Source organism: Bradyrhizobium sp. B039, assembly GCF_038965675.1.
Classification (GTDB): domain Bacteria; phylum Pseudomonadota; class Alphaproteobacteria; order Rhizobiales; family Xanthobacteraceae; genus Bradyrhizobium; species Bradyrhizobium diazoefficiens.
The window spans coordinates 988,242-1,003,577 of record NZ_CP152416.1 but is presented as its reverse complement, the minus strand read 5'-3'; the positions used below and the strand labels follow the sequence as shown (position 1 = coordinate 1,003,577).

Genomic DNA, 15,336 nt, shown 5'->3' with positions numbered 1-15,336 from the left:
AAGACGGATGACGGAATTTGCGGCAGTGCGATTCACCGCGCCGAAACATCTTCGGGTCATGGTCGCGGGCGATGCAAAACCGGATGGTGTGGCCGTCATGAAGCCGGACAGCTCGGCGCTCGAAGTCCGAGGGTTAACGAAGCGTTTTGACCGTCCGGCGGTCGACGGCCTCGACCTCACAGTTCACGCCGGTGAATTCTACGCCCTGGTCGGCCCCAACGGCGCTGGCAAGACCACCACTTTGCGCATGGTTGCGGGCCTCTTGCGGCCCGACGCCGGCGCGGTCTCGATCTTCGGCATCGATGCGCTCCAAAATCCGGTCGCCGCCAAGCAGGTGATGGCGTGGGTCTCCGACGAGCCCATGATCTACGACAAGCTGACGCCGCTGGAGTACCTCGAATTCGTCGCCGGGCTCTGGGGCATCGCGCCATCCGCCTCGGAACCGGTCGCCGAAGGGCTGCTCAGCTCGCTCGGGCTCGAGCCGCACCGGCACGAGCGCTGCGAGGGCTTTTCCAAGGGCATGCGCCAGAAGGTGGCGCTGGCCGGCGCGCTGGTGCACGATCCCCGCCTCATCATCCTCGACGAGCCGCTGACGGGGCTGGACGCCGTGTCCGCCCGCCATGTGAAGGGGCTGTTGAGCGAGCGCGTCCGCACCGGCTGCACCGTGATCATGACCACGCACATCCTCGAGGTTGCCGAGCGCATGGCCGACCGCATCGGCGTGATCGCCTCGGGCCGCCTGGTCGCCGAAGGCACGCTCACCGAGCTGCGCCAGCAGAACGGCCATGCCGACACCAGCCTGGAAGATCTCTTCATCGCGCTGGTGACGCTCCAGGAAGCCGCATGAGCTCGGCGACCGCGCTGACCTGGTTTGCCCGCCACGAGCTCCGGCTCGCCTGGCGCGAATGGCTCGCCATGATGACCGGCGGCCGGCGCAAGCGGACGCGCGTCGCCGTCATCGGCCTGCTTCTGTTCGCAGCGCTCCTCCACGTGCCGGCCTGGGCCGTGATCGGCCGCGTCGCCGACCTGCAACTGCCGCTCGACAAATCCTCGCTGATCGTGATCACGGCGACGATCTTTCTGGCCTGGATCTTGATGCTGTCGCAGGCGATCGAATCGGTGACGCGGGTATTTTATGCCCGCGCCGATCTCGATCTGATCATGTCCTCGCCGGCGACGCTGGCCAATCTGTTCTCGGTGCGCATTGCCGCGATCGCGCTCGCCGTCACGGTGCTGGCGCTGTTGTTCTCGACACCCTTCATCGACGTGCTGGTGATCGGCGGCGGACCGCGCTGGCTTGCGGCGTTCGGCGTCGTGGTCGCGATGGGCCTGTCAGCCGCGGCGATCGCGATTGCCGTCACCATCCTGCTGTTCCGCTTGATCGGTCCGGCGCGGACGCGCTTCGTGGCCCAGATCCTCGCCGCCATCATCGGCGCCGGCTTCGTGATCGCGCTCCAGGTCGCCGCGATCATGTCCTACGGCACGCTGTCGCGCTTCACCATCCTGACCTCCGGCACCTTTGCCGAACACGCCCCCGACGCCGACAGCATCTGGTGGTGGCCGGCGCGGGCGGCCCTGGGCGACAGCGAGGCGCTGTTGCTGCTTCTCGCGCTCGGGCTGGTGATGCTCGGCGGCGTCATGGCGATCTTTTCGGGCCGCTTTGCCGACACCGCGATCGATGCCGCGGCGTACGGCACATCCGGCCGCCGAGGCGCGAAGCAGCGCCCGTTCCGCGGCGGATCGCGGCAGCAGGCGCTGCGCCGCAAGGAATTCTCGCTGCTCTGGCGCGATCCCTGGCTGATCTCGCAGACCCTGATGCAGCTGCTCTATCTGGTGCCGCCGGCGCTGCTGCTCTGGCGCAGCTTCGCCGACAGTTCCGCCGCACTGACGCTGATCACACCCGTGATCGTGATGGCGGCGGGACAGCTTGCCGGCGGGCTGGCCTGGCTGACGATCTCGGGCGAGGACGCTCCCGACCTCGTCGCGACCGCGCCGCTGACGCCGTCCAGCGTCATCCGCGCCAAGATCGAGGTGGTGCTGATCGCGATCGCGGTCATCTTCTGCCCGCTGGTCGCGGCGCTGGCGTTTGCCTCGCCGATCCAGGCCGCGGTCAGTGCCGGTGCGATCATCATCAGTGCGGCCTCCGCGACCGCAATCCAGCTCTGGTTCCGGGTGCAGGCCCGGCGCAGCCAATTCCGCCGTCGCCAGACCTCTTCCCGGCTTGCGACCTTTGCCGAGGCCTTCTCATCGATCGGCTGGGCCGCCACCGCTGCGCTGCTGCTCGCTCTCCCCCTCGCCGGCCTCGTCAGCGGCCTGATCACCGCGAGCCTCGTCGCCATCACCTGGAAATTCAGCCCAAGACGCGAATAAGCGGCGCGGATGACAGCTGCGATACTGACGCGCTGTTGATCGAAGCCCATTGGCCCCGCGCTGCATTGCGCGTTAGACTTTCCCCTGAAGTCATCGGGGACGGATATGTGGCGACTTGTTTCGGCCGCTCTGGCGCTGTTCGGCGCGCTCCTCTCGCCTGCCCTCGCTCAGCAGCAGCCCCAGCGCAGCGAATGCCTGGCGATGGCCAACACCGCGCCCCGCGCCATGCCGGTCGCCTTCCGGCAGGCAACAGCCGCGGCCGAGGTCGAGATCACCTATGCCGGCCACTCCACCTATTTCATCGACACGCCCGGCGGCTTGCGCATCGCCACAGACTATAGCGGCGCCTATCAGGTCGGACGGTTGCCCGACGTCGTCACCATGAACCGGGCGCACAGCACGCATTACTCCTTATTCCCGGACAAGCGCATTCCCCATGTGCTGCACGGCTGGGGCGAGGACGGCAAGCCGGCCGTCATCTCCGAACGCATCGGCGACACCTTCATCCGCAACGTCACGACCGACATCCGCCGCTATTTTGGCGACGATGCCGGCACCGACATGATCCGCGACGGCAACTCGATCTTCATCTTCGAGGTCGCCGGCCTCTGCATCGGCCATCTCGGCCACCTCCACCACAAGCTCGACGACAGCCATTTCGCCCAGATCGGGCGGCTCGACATCGTGATGGTGCCGATCGACGGCACCTACACCATGTCGCTGGACGGCATCTCCGAGATCACCAGGCGGCTGCGTGCCTCCGTGGTGCTGCCGATGCACCGTTTCGCCACCCCGCTCGACGACTTCATGCGCCGGATCGGCCAGCAGTTCGAGATCGACCGGCGCCTCGAGCGCTCCTTCCGCATGTCGCGCGATGCGCTGCCGTCGAAGCCGACGGTGATCATCCTCGACGGCGTCTGAGGCGCAATTTTCTCCAAGCCGGCTGCCGCCCATTGGTGCTGATCTCCCCGCAACAGGAGATCGACATGACGGATTTTGCAAGATTGTTGCACGCGGATGGACCGAACTTGGAGCACGCCGCGGCGCTCCGGCTTTACGGCCGCTTCGTCGGCGACTGGGATGCCGAGATCTCCGCCCGCGGCCCTGATGGAACGAAACACACCGCGCCCGGCGAAATCCATTTCGGCTGGGTGCTGGAGGGACGCGCCGTCCAGGACGTCTGGATCATTCCCCGTCCCAGCGGCAGCCCCGCCTTTCCGATCGCCGGCAACTGGTACGGCACGACGCTGCGGGTCTACGATCCGACCATCGATGCGTGGCGGATCTCCTGGTTCGATCCCGGCCGCAGCGTGTTCCGTCAGCAGATCGGCCGTCCGCGCGGCGATGACATCGTGCAGGAAGGCAAGACCGACGCGGGCGACCTGACCCGCTGGAGCTTTACGGAGATCGCGGACGACTCCTTCCATTGGCTCGGCGAGGTCAAGCCGGCTCCCGCAGCCGATTGGCGACTTGTGGTCGATGTGAGGGCGAGGCGACGCAAGGGGTGACGACGGCGCCCGATGTGCTCGCGGTGAAGGGCGAGGTTGCGCGGCGCGCGCTGCCGGGCGCCAGGACGAGATGCTAGTACCCGGAATCAGAGCTGAGTGATACGGCGGCCTTTGAAACGGCGTTGACGGACCTTTTTCTTGGTCCAGACGAAGGGCTCGGCTCTGTCGTTGTATGCGTTGACGTAGGCATCGATGTGTTCCTGAAGCTGCTTGAGGCTCGTGAAGGAGGTGCCGCTGAGCGACTGCCCCTGCAAGATGGAAAACCATACTTCGACCTGATTGAGCCATGACGCACTTGTCGGCGTGAAATGAAATTGCACGTTGGGGTGGGCCTTGAGCCAGTCCTCGTTCTTTTTATGGGTGTTGAGGTTGTCGAGGATGACGTGAAGCTTGCGGTTCGGAAAAGTCGCGGTGACGCTGTTCATGAAATCGAGAAACTCGACGCGGCGCCGGCGTTTTGAATGGGTCGCGATGATCTTTCCGGTGGCGACTTCGAGCGCCGCAAACAATGTTGTGGTGCCATGCCGCTTGTAATCGTGGCTTTGGCCGGTTAAGGCGCGGCCATTGGGCAACTTCAGATAACCCTGCGCTCGCTCCAAAGCCTGGATCGAGGGCTTCTCGTCCACGCACAGCACAATGGCCTTCGCCGGCGGCGCGACATAGAGGCCGACAACATCGGCGGCTTTGGCCGTAAAGTTCGGGTCGTTGCTCTCGCACCAGGACTTGCGAGCCACCAGGTCAATCTTGTGGCTGCGCAGGAACCGCCAGACATATTGGACATCGACATCGCCCAGCGCCTCGGCCAGCAGGGGGCCGGTCCAGCGCGCAAACCCTTGCGGTGGCGGCTTATCCAGCAGCTTCAGAATCCGCTTGTCGGTCGTCTTCGTATAGATCGGCTGCTTGCCAGGCCGCGGCTTGTCTTGCAGCCCTTCAAGGCCATGGTCGGCATAGCGATGCCGCCAAAGGCTGACAATCCGCGGCTGGACCCCAACTTCCTTGGCGATCGACCGGGTGCTGCGCCCATCCGCCGCCAACAGAACTATCCGCGCCCGCTTCAAATCGCGCTGCAACGTCACCGGTGAGCGACAGCACGCCTCAAGCACCTTGCGATCTTTCCTCGAAAGGTGGACTTCTCTTGCTTCGGGTATCATCCCGACCTTGAATCACGACTCACGTTCCAAGAAAAGTGGGTACTAGGCTCCCGCCACAAAAACATAGAGGGAGCGAACGCCGATGGCTGCAAGCGGTCTACCCGCCAACACGAGCGGGCTATTCGTCGAGCCGCGCGAGGACTGGCTCGCGCTGCATCAGGAGGAGATCATCGATCGCTCGCGGCCGATCGTCGATCCCCATCATCATCTGTGGAATCGCGGGCACCGCTACCTGATCGAGGAGATGGCTGATGACATCGGCTCCGGCCACAACATCGTCGCCACCGTCTATGTCGACTGCCGCTCGATGTATCGCGCGCACGGGCCCGAAGCGTTCCGGCCCGTCGGCGAAGTCGAGTTCGCCAACGGCGTCGCCGCGATGAGCGCAAGCGGTGCTTACGGCACGGCCGCGATCTGCGCCGGCATCGTCAGCCACGTGAATCTGCTGCTGGGCGACGCCGCCAAGCCGGTGCTGGAAGCCGAGATCGCGGCTGGCAACGGCCGTTTCCGCGGCATCCGGCATTCCTCGGCCTGGGACCAAGATCCTGTCGTCGCGGGCATGTACGCCAACCGGCCGAAGGGACTGCTGCAGGATCCGACCTTCCGCAAAGGCTTTGCCTGCCTGGCGCCGCTGAACCTCAGCTTCGATGCCTGGCTGTTCCATCCGCAGATCGGCGAGCTGACCGAACTCGCGCGCGCCTTCCCCGACACCAGGATCGTGCTCGACCATTGCGGCGGTCCGGCCGGCGTCGGCCGCTTTGCCGGGCGGCGCGAGGAGGTGTTTCCGCAATGGCGCGCCTCGATCCGCGAGATCGCCAAATGCGAGAACGTGGTGGTGAAGCTCGGCGGCCTCGCGATGTGCCTGCTGGGCTACGATTTCCATCTGCGCGAGAGCCCACCGTCCTCCGAGGAGCTTGCCGCGGCCTGGCGGCCCTATATCGAGACCTGCATCGAGGCGTTCGGCGCAAGGCGCGCGATGTTCGAGAGCAATTTCCCGCCGGACAAGGGCCAGTGCAGCTATCAGGTGATCTTCAACGCCTTCAAGCGTATCGCGGCGCCTCTGGGCGAGGCCGAGAAGACGGCGCTGTTCTCGCAGACCGCGACCGATATCTACCGGCTCGACTTGCCGTCATGACGAGAGAGGGGCCGGGATGTTGGTCCCGACCCCTCTTCCGTCGTAGCCGCTGGGAAGCGTCCTCGAAAAGTCTTCGTCCGGGCGTGCGCTAGCCGGCGCCCATCAACGAGGCGGAACGGCGCTCGCCGGTGGAGACGAACATCCGCTTGAGCTTGTTGACGACGCGGATCAGGAAACCGATCATCACCGGATTGGTCTTGCGGCAGAAAGCGATCTTCTTGACGTGGCCTTCGACATGCCATTTGGCATGCGCGCCGTCGCGGAAGAAGATGACGTCGCCGGGACCGTAGCGCTTCGGCGGCATGCCGTCGCTTTCGAGCACGATCGATCCTTCCATGATCATGATCGTCTCGTCGATGTCGTAGTACCAGTTGAAGCGCCCTTCGGTGCAGGACCAGATGATGGTCGAGGCGGTACCGTCCGCACTGGTGGACAGGATGTGCGAGCGCGACACCGGATTGCCTTCGATGATCCAGGACGGCTCGATCGGCCGCAGCTCGAGATCCACATTGCAACTACTAATTTCAATCAATGCGCGCGACATCTGTTTCCCCAGGGGATAGAATAGGTTTTTGGCCGGGTCGGGGCCCGGATTGCTTCCAATGATGTACGCAACGCTAGTGATCGGCTTTTAATTCTTTCTTACGCAGGCCTCGACAATCAGCCGCAAGTTGCATGTGCGAAGCAGCTAACGCCGCGATTTCCCTGCAAATTCGCGCACATGAACCCATCTCTTCCGGGGTGCGACAAAATGCGCGAAGTGACCTGAAAGAAGCCGTGCTGATGCCCCTCACGCCCGAGGTTCTGACAGCCAACAACCGGGTCGTCGCCCGGCTCGGGAGCCTTGATATCTCCTTCACGCCGGATGATGAGTCCTGGTTTACCATCGACGGCATCGAAAGCCCCCGGCAGGTCGGCAGCGACGGCTCCGGCGGCGCGTTCGTGCTGCTGCCGTCGCAGAATGTGCTCTACGTCTCATCGGAGGGCCGCGCAGGAATTATCGCTGGTACGTTCGAGGCCTTTATCCAGCTCGTCGTCGTCCGGCCCTACTGGCTCGACATTCTCAAATTCTCCGCGGGCGGCGACCTCGCGGAAATGCGGCGCGCGGCGGATGCACTGGAGGCGACCCTCGACGACGAGGATGAGATCAACGAGGCCCGCGAGCAGATCCGCAAAGGCCTCGACCTGCCCAAGCCGGACGATCCGGTCGGTGCGCTCTACGAGGCGGTGGCTGCTTCCGACGCCATCGTGCGGGCCACCGACGGCAGCCCGTTCACGACGCTGTTCAACCGCTTCAGCATCGACAACAACCCGATGCTGCGCAACGCGGCGGCATGAAAAAGGCTTTGAGGGTACGTGCTTGGCCTCCATGGTTCTCGCGGCGATGCGGAGGATCGTCCGCTAGCGCGCCGCAAGGCGGCGCTCCTCACCATGAGGGTCTCGTGTCTTACCGTGAAGCAAGACCTCATCCTGAGCAGCCCGCCAGCGGCGGGCGTCTCGAAGGATGGACCGTAAAGGCGCTTACTTCACCCATTCGCCCTTGCGGAACACCGGCACCTTGCTGCCGTCGGCGAGGATGCCGTCGATGTCGGTCTCGGCCGAACCGATCATCCAGTCGATATGGATCAGGCTCTGGTTGCCGCCCTGTGCGGCGATCTGCTGCGGCGTAAGCTGGGCGCCGTTGACGAAGCATTTCGAATAGCACTGGCCGAGCGCGATGTGCGAGGCCGCGTTCTCGTCGAACAGCGTGTTGTAGAACAATAGCCCGCTCTGCGAGATCGGCGAGGAATGCGGCACCAGCGCCACCTCGCCGAGACGGCGCGCGCCCTCGTCGGTGTCGAGCACCTTGTTCAGCACCTCGGCGCCGCGCGAGGCCTTCGCGTCGACGATCCTGCCGTCCTCGAAGCGCACCGCGATGTTGTCGATCAGCGTGCCCTGGTAGGACAGCGGCTTCGAGCTCACGACATGACCATAGACGCGGCGGCAATGCGGCGTGGTGAAGACCTCTTCGGTCGGGATGTTGGCGTTGCAGCTGATACCGTTCTTGGACAGGGAGGCGCCGCCTTCCCATTCATGGCCGTCGGCAAGGCCGATGGTGAGATCGGTGCCCGGGCCTGAGTACTGCAACGCGCGGAAACGCTGGCCGTTGAGCCAGTTGGTGCGCTCACGCAGCACCGCATTGTGGCTCGCCCAATTGGCCATCGCGTCCTCGCGATCGACGCGGGAGGCCGCGAAGATCGCATCCGCGAGCTTGCCGATCGCGACGTCCTCGGGATCGTTGGGGAACACCTGCTTGGCCCATGATGGGCTCGGATAGGCGATGATGTTCCAGTTGGTGTCGAAATTGACGATCTTTTCCAGTGCCGGCTGATAGGCCATCGAGTTGGCCTTGCTGGCGCGCGCCACCTTGGAGGGATCTTCGCCCGACAGCAGCATCGGATTGTCGCCGACGATGGCGAGCCGCGCGGTGTTGTCGGAGAATGCCTTGGCCATGCCCTCATAGAGCCAGCCGGCGGCGCGATCGAAACTGTTGTCGTGACCGTGGCGGTAACGCGCCAGCGTCATCTCCTCGTCCGACAGGATCGGCGTCACGATACCGGCGCCGGCCTTGTAGGCATGAACGGCGATCCGGCGCACCAGCGGCAGCGCGATCGCCGGCGCCGTCAGGAGCAGATCCTGTCCCGGCCGCAAGCCCAGGCCCACCTTCACCGCCACCTCGGCCAGCCGGTCGAGTTTCGCAGGATCGATAGGAGTGGAGGTGATGCGTTGATCGGTCATGCCGGGTCCTCTGCCGAAAGTCTCTCGCTCAATCTAAGTCTAGCATCGCGAGACACAAGTATACGAGCGTATTGGGGGCGACGAAAGATACGCAGTTTCACGCATCTTGGTTTTCAACGCGTTGCCGATTTCAGCACCCGGTCGACCATGGCGGGAGCAAGGCCGAGGTAATTTTTCGGTGAAGTGAGCGCATCGATCGTGGCGCGGTCGATCCTGGCAGAGACGCGCGAGTCGGACGAGAGCGCGTCCGCCAGCGTCAAACCTTTCTCGTTGGCGAGCCGGCAGGCGTCATAGACCACGTCATGCGCCTCCTGCCGCCCGATCTGGGGCGCGAGCCCCATCATGACCGCTTCGGCCACAATCAGGCCCCGGCTGATGGCGAGATTGTCGTTCATCTTCGCCTCGTCGACGATGAGGCCCGCGAGCGCGAACCTCGCCTGGTGCAGCGCCCCCGCGGCCAGCACGAAGCTTTCGGGGATTGCCATCCACTCGGCGTGCCAGGGGCCGGTGGCGCGCTCGAAATCCTGCACCATCGCATCCAGCATCAGGCCCGCGTGCTGGCGCACCGCCTTGGACGCCGCCAGCATCAGTTCCGAGGAGATCGGGTTGCGCTTCTGCGGCATGGTCGAGGAGGCGCCGCGGCCCTTGACGAAGGGCTCGTAGACCTCGGCGAACTCGGTCGAGGCCATGATCATGATGTCGAGCGCGATCTTGCCGAGCGAGCCGGTGACGAGCGCGAGGAAGTTCACGGCCTCGGCAAAGCCGTCGCGCGCGACGTGCCAGGTCGAGGCGGGAACGCCGAGCTTCAGCTCGTCGCACAGCGCCTCCTGCACTTCAAAGCCCTTGTCGCCGAGCGAGGCCAGCGTGCCGGCAGCGCCGGCGAACTGGCCCACCAGGACCCGCGGCTTCAATTGCGCCAGACGCTCGGCGTGGCGATCGAACATCGCTAGCCAGATCGCGGTCTTGTAGCCGAAGGTCACCGGCAGCGCCTGCTGGAGATGAGTGCGCCCCGCCATCGGCGTATCGCGATGGCGCCTGGAGAGGTCGGCGAGAATCTTTCGCAGCTCCGCAATGTCGCGCTCGACGATCTCGAGCGCGGCACGCAATTGCAGCACTACGGCGGTATCCATGATGTCCTGCGTGGTCGCGCCCCAATGCACGTAACGGCCGGCATCGCCGCATTGCTTCACCATCTGGTGCACCAAGGGCAGGATCGGATAGCCGACGATGTCGGTCTCCTGCCTGAGCAGGTCGAAATCGAGCGCGGCAACGTCGGTCCGCGCCGCGATCTGGTCGGCGGCATCCTGCGGGATCACGCCGCATTTGGCCTCCGCCTTCGCCAGCGCCACCTCGACCTCGGCATAGCGCGCAACCAGCGCGACATCGGAAAACACCTCGCGCATCTCAGGCGTGCCGAAGGCGTCGCGGAACAGCATGGAGTCGAGCACGGTGGTCGAGGCGTGGAGAGCGGGCATGGGCGTTTCTTTATGGTTGGTGTTTTGTGTGGAAGCAGCTTACGCAGGCCGCGCCGTTCGGCAATGGACAATGCCGGGTCATCACACATTCGGAGTCTTGCATTGGTCTCGCCGCCGCGCGTCAAACCATCGGCTCCGTCATCCCCGCGCAACCGCGAAGCGGTTGTCGCTGGAGGTGCGAACCATGCGACGCGACGCGTCGCGTGGAGAGCCTCGAAGGATGGCAGGCCGGGATGCGGGCCGTCGCCCTTCGAGGGCCGCTGAAGAAGCGGCTACCTCAGGGTGACGGGATGCGCGGTCGGCGATATCAGATTGAGTACGTGGCCTGCGACAGCCGACCCCAGCCGCCACATTCCAGTCGAGGCCGCATTCCTCCCCGCAAATGGCATGGCAGCCATCTTGCGATCGCGATGAACCAAGCGGCCTCCCGGTGGACTCACAGACTTAGGCCGGAATCCGTTTTGCTTTGTCATTGCCCCGATGTCGTCGTGAGGTCTGAGTTTTCGACGTGCAGTTTCTGTTCCGGGATCACCTTCTGGACACCGACCGGCGCGAGCTGAGCCGCGAGCAGGTTCCCGTTTCCGTGGAACCGCAGGTTTTCGACCTCGTCGTCCATCTCATGGAAAATCGCGACCGGGTGGTCAGCAAGGACGAGCTGATCGACAAGATCTGGCACGGGCGCAGCGTCTCCGAATCCACCCTGACCAGCCGGATCAATGCGGCACGCAAGGCGGTCGGCGACAACGGCGCGAGCCAGGCGCTGATCCGAACCATCGCGCGCAAGGGTTTTCGTTTCGTCGGCGACGTCGAGACCAAGCTCGCCGCGGCCGCGCCGGAACCCGGCCGGTGGATACCAGCGCCGCAGGCGGCGCTCGCACTGCCCGACCGGCCCGCCATCGCCGTGCTGCCCTTCACCAATATGAGCGGTGACCGCGAGCAGGACTATTTCTCCGACGGCATCAGCGAGGACATCATCACCGCGCTGTCGAAGCTGCGCTGGTTCTTCGTCGTCGCGCGCAACTCCTCCTTCGTCTACAAGGGCCGCGCCGTGCACATGCACGAGGTCGCGCGCGAGCTCGGCGTGCGCTACGTGGTCGAAGGCAGCGTGCGGCGCAGCGGCGAGCGCGTGCGCATCTCGGCCCAGCTCAACGACGTCTCGACCGGCAGCCATCTCTGGGCCGAACGCTACGACCGCGAGCTTGCCGACATCTTCGCCGTGCAGGACGACATCACCGAGGCGATCGTCGCCGCGATCGAGCCGCAGCTCTATACGGCCGAGAGCTTTCGCGCCGGGCAGAAGCCGCCGGGCAGCCTGGATGCCTGGGACCTCGTCATGCGCGCATTGTCGCATTACTGGCGCATCACCCGCGAGGACAATGCGGCCGCGCAAGGGCTGCTCGAGAAGGCCGTCGCGATCGATCCCGCCTATGGCAAGGCGCTGGGCCTGCTCGCGACCAGCCATATCTTCGGCGCGCATATGGGCTGGGCCGACATGGCCGCGACCGTGCCGGTCGCCGAACGCGCGGCGCTTGCGGCGGTGGAGGCCGATCGCGAGGACGCCTGGGCCCATCACGGCCTCGCCTATACCTACCTGTTCCGCCGCCGCTTCGACGACGCGCTGGCGGAGTTCGAGCTGACCTTGAGGCTCAATCCGAATTTCGCGATGGCGCACGCCTTCTACGGCGTGACGCTGTGCTACGCGGGACGATGGCAGGACGGCGATGCCGCCGCGCGCCGCGCGCTGCGGCTGAGCCCGCGCGATCCGCTCGCGGCGATCTATTGCGGGGTCGCCGCCTATGCCCAGTTCATCGGCCGCAATTACGAGGCAAGCTTGCAGATGGCGCGGGAATCGATGCGGCAGCGCGCCGATTTCGTCGGCGCACATCGCGTGCTGACGGCGGCCGCCGGCATGTTGGGTGATCCGGCCCTTGCCGCGTCCGCGCTGGAAGGCTTGCGCCGCGCCCAGCCCGGCATCTCGCTCGCCTGGATCACAAGCGAGCTGCCGATGCTGCTGGAGCAGGACCGCGAGCATTATCTGGAAGGATTGCGTCGCGCAGGGATGGAGTAGACATCTCGCGCAGCATCGAGAGTGCGCCCTCCCCCCACAAGGGGCGAAGGGAGGCGAACAGCCTAAGCCACCGCGCGCCGGCCGATGATCGCGAAACGGAGCTTGCCCGAGATGAAATCGATCGCGGCGACCGCGACCAAGATCATCAGGATCAGGAACGACACCTTCTGCCATTCCAGCACACGGATCTGCTCGGCGAGCTGGAGGCCGATGCCGCCGGCGCCGACGATGCCGATGATGGTGGCCGAGCGGGTGTTGGACTCGATGAAATAGAGCACCTGGCCGGCGATCACGGGCAGGACCTGCGGCAACAGGCCGAAGCGGATCTCGTGCAGTGCGCTGCCGCCGGAGGCGCGGATGCCCTCGACCTGCTTCTGGTCGGCGCCCTCGATCGCCTCCGAGAACAACTTGCCGAAGGCGCCGAAATCGGACACGGCGATGGCGAGCACGCCGGCGAAGGGGCCCAGGCCGACGACATTGATCCAAACAAGCGCCCAGATCAGCGTATCGACGCCGCGGATCGAGTCGAGGAAACGGCGGATCGGGAAGCGCAGGATGTTTGACGGCACCACGTTGCGGGCGGCGAGCAGGCTGACTGGCAGCGCGAACAATGCGGCGAGCGTCGTGCCGAGTAGGGCGATCGACAGCGTCTCGCCGAGCGCCTTCAGATAGATCGGCAGCGAGGAGCCGGGATCGGGGGGGATCATCATCAGGCTGATCCAGCCGAGCTGGCTGAGGCCTGCGACGAAGCGCGACGGCGAGAAGTCGAGATCGACGAGGCCGTACACCAGGACCGCGAACGCCGCGACGATCATCGCCGGCATTGCGAGCCGCGCCGAGGCAGGCCGGTCGAACACGTCAGGGTAGCGCGCGCGAAGCTCTCGCGTGTCAACCTCTTGCGGTCGCGTCACGTCCGCGCCTCCTTGCCGAACAGGCGGCCGCGCAGCCAGCCGGTGGTGATGTCTATGATGAAGACCGTAATGATGATGGTGAGCAGGATGGCGCTGACGTCCGAATAATAGAATTTGCGGATGGCGACGACGAGCTCCTGGCCGATGCCGCCGGCACCGACAAAGCCCATCACCGAGGCTTCGCGGACGTTGATCTCGAAGCGCAACAGCGCGTAGCTGGCATAGCCCGCGGTTACCTGCGGCACGACGGCAAAGCGCATGCAGGAGAGCCAGCTCGCGCCGGTGGAGCGGATGCCCTCGACCGGCTTCATGTCGGCATTCTCGACGATCTCCGAGAACAATTTTCCGAGCGCGCCGGTGGAATGGATCGCGATCGCGAGCACGCCAGCCATCGGCCCGAGCCCGAAGGCGATGACAAAGATCAGCGCGAAGACGATGCCCGGGACGGTGCGCGCGAATTCGAGCAGGCGCCGCACCGTAAAGCGCAGCCAGGGCGCGGGCGAGGTGTTTTCCGCCGCGAAGAAGTTCAGGACAAAGGCGAGGGTCGCACCGGTCAGCGTGCCGACATAGCTGATCAGCAGCGTCTCACCGAGCATCTTCAACCATTTGCGCCAGCCCCAAAGCCACTCGCCGACATCGGTCCAGACCCGCTGGCCGTTGTCGAGCGTGAGGATGCGATCGAAATAGCTGACGAAGTTGCCGAAATAGGTGAAGAAGGTGCGCAGGTTCACTTCGGCGCCGATCGCGGCGAGAAGCAGCGCGGCGGCGAACACCACAACCCCGAGCAAGAGACGGAGCCGCCTGCGCGCGACCGCCTGATTGTAAGCGGTGTTCAGCGCAGCCAGTTGCTGCTCGGGCAGGATCGAAACCGCGAGGGTCATCTGTTCAGGAAAGGTGGCCGATCAAAGAGAAAGAGCCGGGTCCATCGACCCGGCTCGAGTAGCTCGTCCCGAAACTCAGGACGCCTTCTTCTTACGCAGTGCATCGACGAACTTGATCAGCTCGATCGTGCCATCCCAATCCTTGGTGGTGGCGGGATGAAAACCCTTCTTCTGGCCGTCCTGGAGGCGATCGAAGGCCGCCTTGTCCTTGGCCGGAGCGTCGAAGAACGCCTTCGCGATCGCCGCCTTCGCCTCTTCCGGCAGGTCGGAGTTGTAGGCATAGGGGCCGTTGATGATCGGCGCCGACTTGTGGATGATGCGGAAATCGTCCTTCTTCATCGGCGAGCCGTCGGCATTCTTCAGCATGCTCTTGGTCAGCATCTGCGCCAGCGTCGAATCGTCGTCGCTGGTCCACTGGTTGGCCGCGACATCGACCGTGCCCTGCGCCAGCGCCAGAATCGCATTCTCATGGCTGCCGGTGAAGACGACCTTGCTGAAATAGGTGTCGGCGTCCGCGATGCCCATCTTGTCGAGCTCGAAGCGTGGCACGTTGTTGCCGGACGTCGAGTTCGGGTCGACGAGGCCGAGATTCTTGCCCTTGAGCTGGTCGATGCTCTTGTAGGGGCTGCTCGCCTTGACGAAGAACACCGAATAGTAGCCGGTCGAGCCGTCGGCGTTGATATCGTTGGCAAAGGCGTCGGTCTTGACGCCGGTCAGGCGGGCGCGGGCGAACGAGGCCGAGCCGTAGCTGGCGATATGGATGTTGCCGGCGCGCTGGCCTTCGATGACGGCGGCGTAGTCATTGGCGATGCGCAGCGTGACCTTCACGCCCAATTCCTTGGAGAGATAGCTCATGAACGGCGCCCAGCGCTCGGTCACGCCCGAGGCGTTTTCCGCGGGAATGACCGCGAAGGTCAGCTCGGGATATTTGGCTTTCCAGTCGTCGGCGGAGGCCGAAGTCGTGAATGCGAGCGCGGCGGCGCCGGCAAGAACTAATCTGCGAGTGATCATGATACCCTCTTCATCGGTTGGGGTCGGTTGACGCAAAAACTGGCAACG

At 64.8% G+C, this 15,336-nt stretch carries 14 protein-coding genes; 7 read left to right on the top strand and 7 right to left on the bottom strand.

The genetic code is table 11. The annotated features are described in order from the left end of the window. The first annotated feature begins 97 nt into the window (after positions 1 to 97). The 4 genes from AAFG50_RS04670 (at position 98) to AAFG50_RS04655 (ending at position 3,878) form a co-directional block, all read left to right on the top strand. On the top strand, positions 98 to 847 hold the full coding sequence (locus tag AAFG50_RS04670; protein WP_028173716.1) for an ABC transporter ATP-binding protein: 750 nt from the start codon (positions 98 to 100) through the stop codon (positions 845 to 847). Then, complete coding sequence (locus AAFG50_RS04665; protein ID WP_028173715.1) at positions 844 to 2,370, top strand: hypothetical protein; 1,527 nt, start codon at positions 844 to 846, stop codon at positions 2,368 to 2,370. The genes AAFG50_RS04670 and AAFG50_RS04665 overlap by 4 nt, the downstream gene beginning before the upstream one ends. Before the next feature lie 105 nt (positions 2,371 to 2,475). After that, positions 2,476 to 3,291 carry an MBL fold metallo-hydrolase gene (locus AAFG50_RS04660; RefSeq protein ID WP_028173714.1) on the top strand — a complete coding sequence of 272 codons (816 nt, stop codon included), beginning with the start codon at positions 2,476 to 2,478 and terminating at the stop codon, positions 3,289 to 3,291. A gap of 65 nt (positions 3,292 to 3,356) precedes the next feature. After that, complete coding sequence (locus tag AAFG50_RS04655) at positions 3,357 to 3,878, top strand: hypothetical protein (protein ID WP_028173713.1); 522 nt, start codon at positions 3,357 to 3,359, stop codon at positions 3,876 to 3,878. An 86-nt stretch (positions 3,879 to 3,964) separates the two neighbouring features. On the opposite strand, the gene AAFG50_RS04650 is transcribed toward AAFG50_RS04655, so the two are convergent. After that, positions 3,965 to 5,029 (bottom strand): IS630-like element ISRj1 family transposase, encoded by a 1,065-nt coding sequence (locus AAFG50_RS04650; protein WP_011084514.1) that lies wholly within the window; start codon positions 5,027 to 5,029, stop codon positions 3,965 to 3,967. Between the two features lie 82 nt (positions 5,030 to 5,111). On the opposite strand from AAFG50_RS04650, the gene AAFG50_RS04645 reads away from it, so the two are divergent. After that, a complete protein-coding gene (locus AAFG50_RS04645; RefSeq protein WP_028175532.1) occupies positions 5,112 to 6,164 on the top strand; it encodes an amidohydrolase family protein in 1,053 nt (350 codons plus the stop codon). An 88-nt stretch (positions 6,165 to 6,252) separates the two neighbouring features. Here AAFG50_RS04645 and AAFG50_RS04640 read toward each other — a convergent pair whose 3' ends face one another. Next, entirely contained in the window at positions 6,253 to 6,708 is a 456-nt protein-coding gene (locus tag AAFG50_RS04640) for a cupin domain-containing protein (protein ID WP_028175531.1), read from the bottom strand. 131 nt (positions 6,709 to 6,839) lie between these two features. On the opposite strand from AAFG50_RS04640, the gene AAFG50_RS04635 reads away from it, so the two are divergent. After that, the gene (locus tag AAFG50_RS04635) at positions 6,840 to 7,502 is read left to right on the top strand and encodes a hypothetical protein (protein ID WP_074077600.1); all 663 of its coding nucleotides are present in this window, start codon (positions 6,840 to 6,842) and stop codon (positions 7,500 to 7,502) included. Between the two features lie 183 nt (positions 7,503 to 7,685). Here the strand turns inward: AAFG50_RS04635 and AAFG50_RS04630 are convergent, their stop codons facing one another. After that, positions 7,686 to 8,942, bottom strand: coding sequence for an aminopeptidase (locus AAFG50_RS04630; protein ID WP_028175529.1), 1,257 nt, complete (start codon positions 8,940 to 8,942; stop codon positions 7,686 to 7,688). Positions 8,943 to 9,055: 113 nt separating this feature from the next. Further along, complete coding sequence (gene pcaB / locus AAFG50_RS04625; RefSeq protein WP_028175528.1) at positions 9,056 to 10,417, bottom strand: 3-carboxy-cis,cis-muconate cycloisomerase; 1,362 nt, start codon at positions 10,415 to 10,417, stop codon at positions 9,056 to 9,058. A 508-nt stretch (positions 10,418 to 10,925) separates the two neighbouring features. Here pcaB and AAFG50_RS04620 point away from each other — a divergent pair. Next, positions 10,926 to 12,485 carry a winged helix-turn-helix domain-containing protein gene (locus AAFG50_RS04620; RefSeq protein ID WP_028175527.1) on the top strand — a complete coding sequence of 520 codons (1,560 nt, stop codon included), beginning with the start codon at positions 10,926 to 10,928 and terminating at the stop codon, positions 12,483 to 12,485. 62 nt (positions 12,486 to 12,547) lie between these two features. Here AAFG50_RS04620 and phnE (AAFG50_RS04615) read toward each other — a convergent pair whose 3' ends face one another. The 3 genes from phnE (AAFG50_RS04615) to phnD all read right to left on the bottom strand — a co-directional run bounded on the left by phnE (AAFG50_RS04615) (position 12,548) and on the right by phnD (position 15,288). Then, on the bottom strand, positions 12,548 to 13,396 hold the full coding sequence (phnE, locus tag AAFG50_RS04615) for a phosphonate ABC transporter, permease protein PhnE (RefSeq protein WP_011090667.1): 849 nt from the start codon (positions 13,394 to 13,396) through the stop codon (positions 12,548 to 12,550). After that, positions 13,393 to 14,277 (bottom strand): phosphonate ABC transporter, permease protein PhnE, encoded by an 885-nt coding sequence (phnE, locus tag AAFG50_RS04610; RefSeq protein ID WP_028175526.1) that lies wholly within the window; start codon positions 14,275 to 14,277, stop codon positions 13,393 to 13,395. Before phnE (AAFG50_RS04610) ends, phnE (AAFG50_RS04615) begins: the two co-directional genes overlap by 4 nt. Before the next feature lie 75 nt (positions 14,278 to 14,352). Beyond that, on the bottom strand, positions 14,353 to 15,288 hold the full coding sequence (phnD, locus tag AAFG50_RS04605) for a phosphonate ABC transporter substrate-binding protein (RefSeq protein ID WP_028175525.1): 936 nt from the start codon (positions 15,286 to 15,288) through the stop codon (positions 14,353 to 14,355). Positions 15,289 to 15,336: the final 48 nt, after the last annotated feature.

Excerpts from the sequence above, each read along its gene's own strand:
- phnE (WP_028175526.1), bottom strand. The coding sequence starts at position 14,277 with ATGACCCTCGCGGTTTCGATCCTGCCCGAGCAGCAACTGGCTGCGCTG.
- AAFG50_RS04665 (WP_028173715.1), top strand. The coding sequence starts at position 844 with ATGAGCTCGGCGACCGCGCTGACCTGGTTTGCCCGCCACGAGCTCCGG.
- AAFG50_RS04640 (WP_028175531.1), bottom strand. The coding sequence starts at position 6,708 with ATGTCGCGCGCATTGATTGAAATTAGTAGTTGCAATGTGGATCTCGAG.
- phnD (WP_028175525.1), bottom strand. The coding sequence starts at position 15,288 with ATGATCACTCGCAGATTAGTTCTTGCCGGCGCCGCCGCGCTCGCATTC.
- AAFG50_RS04635 (WP_074077600.1), top strand. The coding sequence starts at position 6,840 with ATGTGCGAAGCAGCTAACGCCGCGATTTCCCTGCAAATTCGCGCACAT.
- AAFG50_RS04630 (WP_028175529.1), bottom strand. The coding sequence starts at position 8,942 with ATGACCGATCAACGCATCACCTCCACTCCTATCGATCCTGCGAAACTC.
- AAFG50_RS04650 (WP_011084514.1), bottom strand. The coding sequence starts at position 5,029 with ATGATACCCGAAGCAAGAGAAGTCCACCTTTCGAGGAAAGATCGCAAG.
- AAFG50_RS04670 (WP_028173716.1), top strand. The coding sequence starts at position 98 with ATGAAGCCGGACAGCTCGGCGCTCGAAGTCCGAGGGTTAACGAAGCGT.
- AAFG50_RS04660 (WP_028173714.1), top strand. The coding sequence starts at position 2,476 with ATGTGGCGACTTGTTTCGGCCGCTCTGGCGCTGTTCGGCGCGCTCCTC.
- AAFG50_RS04645 (WP_028175532.1), top strand. The coding sequence starts at position 5,112 with ATGGCTGCAAGCGGTCTACCCGCCAACACGAGCGGGCTATTCGTCGAG.
- AAFG50_RS04655 (WP_028173713.1), top strand. The coding sequence starts at position 3,357 with ATGACGGATTTTGCAAGATTGTTGCACGCGGATGGACCGAACTTGGAG.
- pcaB (WP_028175528.1), bottom strand. The coding sequence starts at position 10,417 with ATGCCCGCTCTCCACGCCTCGACCACCGTGCTCGACTCCATGCTGTTC.